Source organism: Candidatus Erwinia dacicola (assembly GCF_001756855.1).
Taxonomy (GTDB): Bacteria; Pseudomonadota; Gammaproteobacteria; order Enterobacterales; family Enterobacteriaceae; genus Erwinia; species Erwinia dacicola.
Genome location: NZ_MAYS01000350.1, coordinates 1 through 2745 on the forward strand (window position 1 = coordinate 1; position 2745 = coordinate 2745).

The following is a 2745-nucleotide window of genomic DNA, read 5'->3' on the forward strand; positions in this document are numbered from 1 at the left end:
TTACACCACCTTGACGGACTTGACCTCAAACCAATGTGCCCGGTATCGGAATTGCCATCAAACGTGGTACCAACGCCGCCGATCCGGTGGTGCCGTTTGCTCCGACCCCGTAGCCGGGTACGGTCAGTGTGTCAGGTTTTGTCTTCAATAATGCGCAGGGCGGTTTTGATTTCGACGTGGTCTGATTAACCGGTGCATCGCTGTCCACGGTGGCGACATTTTTTAATGCACAAACTATTACATCAATCAACCTAGTGCAGGCGAGCTTTACCGGATCGCTGAACATTGTCTCGCGCAGCGGCGCGCTTAGCGCATGGTGACAAACTCTTCCGATCCGGTCGGGTGGATCGCCACGGTGTTGTCGAAGTCTTTCTTGGTGGCCCCCATTTTCAGTGCCACCGCGAAGCCCTGCAGCATCTCATCCATGCCGATGCCGATGCCGTGGATACCAACGATCTTCTCATCGGCACCGACGCACACCAGCTTCATGCGGCACGGCTGACGATGCTGGGTGACGGCGGTATACATAGCGGTAAACGCCGATTTATACACTTTTACCTGATCATCACCAAACTTCTCACGCGCTTCCGGCTCGCTCAGGCCGACTGTGCCGATTGGCGGGTGGCTGAATACCACGGTCGGCACGTTGCTGTAGTCCAGATACTCGTCCGGCTTGTTGTTAAACAGGCGCTCGGACAGGCGACGACCAGCGGCGACCGCCACCGGGGTCAGCTCGACTGCACCGGTGTTATCACCCACCGCGTAAATCCCTTTTACGTTGGTGTTCTGGTAGTTATCGACGCTGATGTGGCCCTTTTCGTTCAGTTTTACGCCGGTCACATCAAGGTTCAGGTTATCGGTCATTGGCTCACGACCAATCGCCCACACTAGGCAGTCCACGGTCTGCTCTTTGCCGTTTTCCAGCTGTAAGGTCAGACTGCCGTCGGTATTTTTCACTACCGCTTTCGGAATCGATTCGGTATGCAGCGTCGGGCCTTCGCTGTTCATCACTTCCACCAGCGTATCGACGATCAGCGGATCGAAGCTGCGCAGCGGCACGTGTTTACGCACGAACAGGTGCGTTTCAGAACCCAGCGCGTTGACAACGCCAGCGATTTCGACGGCGATATAGCCTGCACCGACGACGGCGGTACGTTTTGGCAGCGCCTGCAGCCCAAAGAAGCCGTCAGAGTTAATGCCATATTCTGCGCCGGGAATGGGCGGCTGGCTCGGGCGGCCGCCTGTGGCGATCAGAATATGGTCGGCGGTAATTTTCTTGCCGTTTACTTCGACGGTGTGTGCATCAGCAAAGCGCGCGTAACCTTTGATCACGTCCACTTTATTTTTACCCAGCACGTTGTCGTACGAGGTGTGGATACGGTCGATATAGGCGCTGCGGTTTTTCACCAGCAAGCCCCAGTTGAACTGGTTCACGGTGGTGTCGAAACCGTAGTCTGGGCCGTAGTTATGGATAGCTTCGGCGATCTGCGCCGCGTGCCACATTACTTTCTTCGGCACGCAACCTAGGTTGATGCAGGTGCCGCCGAGATCTTTCGCTTCGATCAGCGCACATTTCTGTCCGTACACGGCCGCACGGTTAATGGAGGCAATACCGCCGCTGCCGCTGCCGATGGCAAGGTAGTCATAATGTTTGGTCATCGAGTCTTCCAGTTCAGTAAGTGAGTTAATTCAGCTGGTGTTAGAGTGTAACGCTACAAGGTGAAAAGCCGCAAAGGTTGCGTCTATGATTGTGATAGTCTCATACTGGTTGTCATTGTCACTTTTCGCTTAAGGATGACAGTTATGCATTTGCAGTTTTTAGGCACCGGGGCAGGTACGCCGAGCCGCGAGCGCAACGTCACCAGCATCGCGCTGGATTTACAGGGGGTGCGGAATGCCACTTGGCTGTTTGACTGTGGCGAAGGCACCCAGCATCAGATCCTGCGTACGCCGATCAAGACTGGCAAGATCGAGAAGATCTTCATTACCCATCTGCACGGCGATCACATCTTCGGCCTGCCGGGACTGCTGACCAGCCGATCGATGAATGGCTCACTCAAACCGCTGACCATCTACGGCCCGGTGGGGATAAAAACCTTTGTCGAAAACACCCTGTCATTAAGCGGTTCATGGGTCACCTTCCCGCTGGAGATTGTGGAAATAGGTGCGAGGGAGGTGTGCAACGACGAGCATTTTCGTGTCACGGCCTGGCTGATGAGCCATCCGGTGGAATGCTACGGTTACCGTATTGACGAACACGACAAACCCGGCGCGCTGGATGCAGCTAGGCTGATGGCGCACGGCGTGCCTGCTGGGCCGTACTTCTATGACCTGAAGCATGGTCACAGCGTGATGCTGGATGATGGCCGCACCCTTAACGGCTGGGATTATGTCGGTGAGTCGGTCAAGGGGCGCAGCTTGGCGATTTTCGGCGACACCGCACCCACGGCGGCGGCGCAGCAGCTGGCAGCGGATGTCGATGTGATGGTGCATGAGGCGACACTGGAAATTGCAATGGAAGAGAAAGCTAACAGCCGTGGGCACTCCACCACCGCACAGGCGGCGCAAATGGCGCAGGAGAGTGGCGCAAAGCGGCTGATTATCACACATCTTAGCTCCCGCTATTTACGTCATGACAGCGAGCGCCTGCTGGCAGAGTGCCGGGCGGTGTTTGCCGCCACCGAGATGGCGCATGATTTCGCGATATTTCAGCTGTAGGGGTCGGGCATGCCTCGCCCCTACGCA

Annotated in this window: 2 protein-coding genes; one reads left to right on the forward strand and one right to left on the reverse strand. The window is 56.3% G+C overall.

Annotated features, from left to right (window positions below):
• Window positions 1-306: 306 nt before the first annotated feature.
• On the reverse strand, window positions 307-1659 hold the full coding sequence (gene gorA / locus BBW68_RS09995) for a glutathione-disulfide reductase (RefSeq protein ID WP_070135245.1): 1353 nt from the start codon (window positions 1657-1659) through the stop codon (window positions 307-309).
• Between the two features lie 144 nt (window positions 1660-1803).
• Here gorA and rnz point away from each other — a divergent pair, with 144 nt between their 5' ends.
• A complete protein-coding gene (gene rnz, locus BBW68_RS10000) occupies window positions 1804-2718 on the forward strand; it encodes a ribonuclease Z (RefSeq protein WP_070135246.1) in 915 nt (304 codons plus the stop codon).
• Window positions 2719-2745 lie beyond the last annotated feature (27 nt).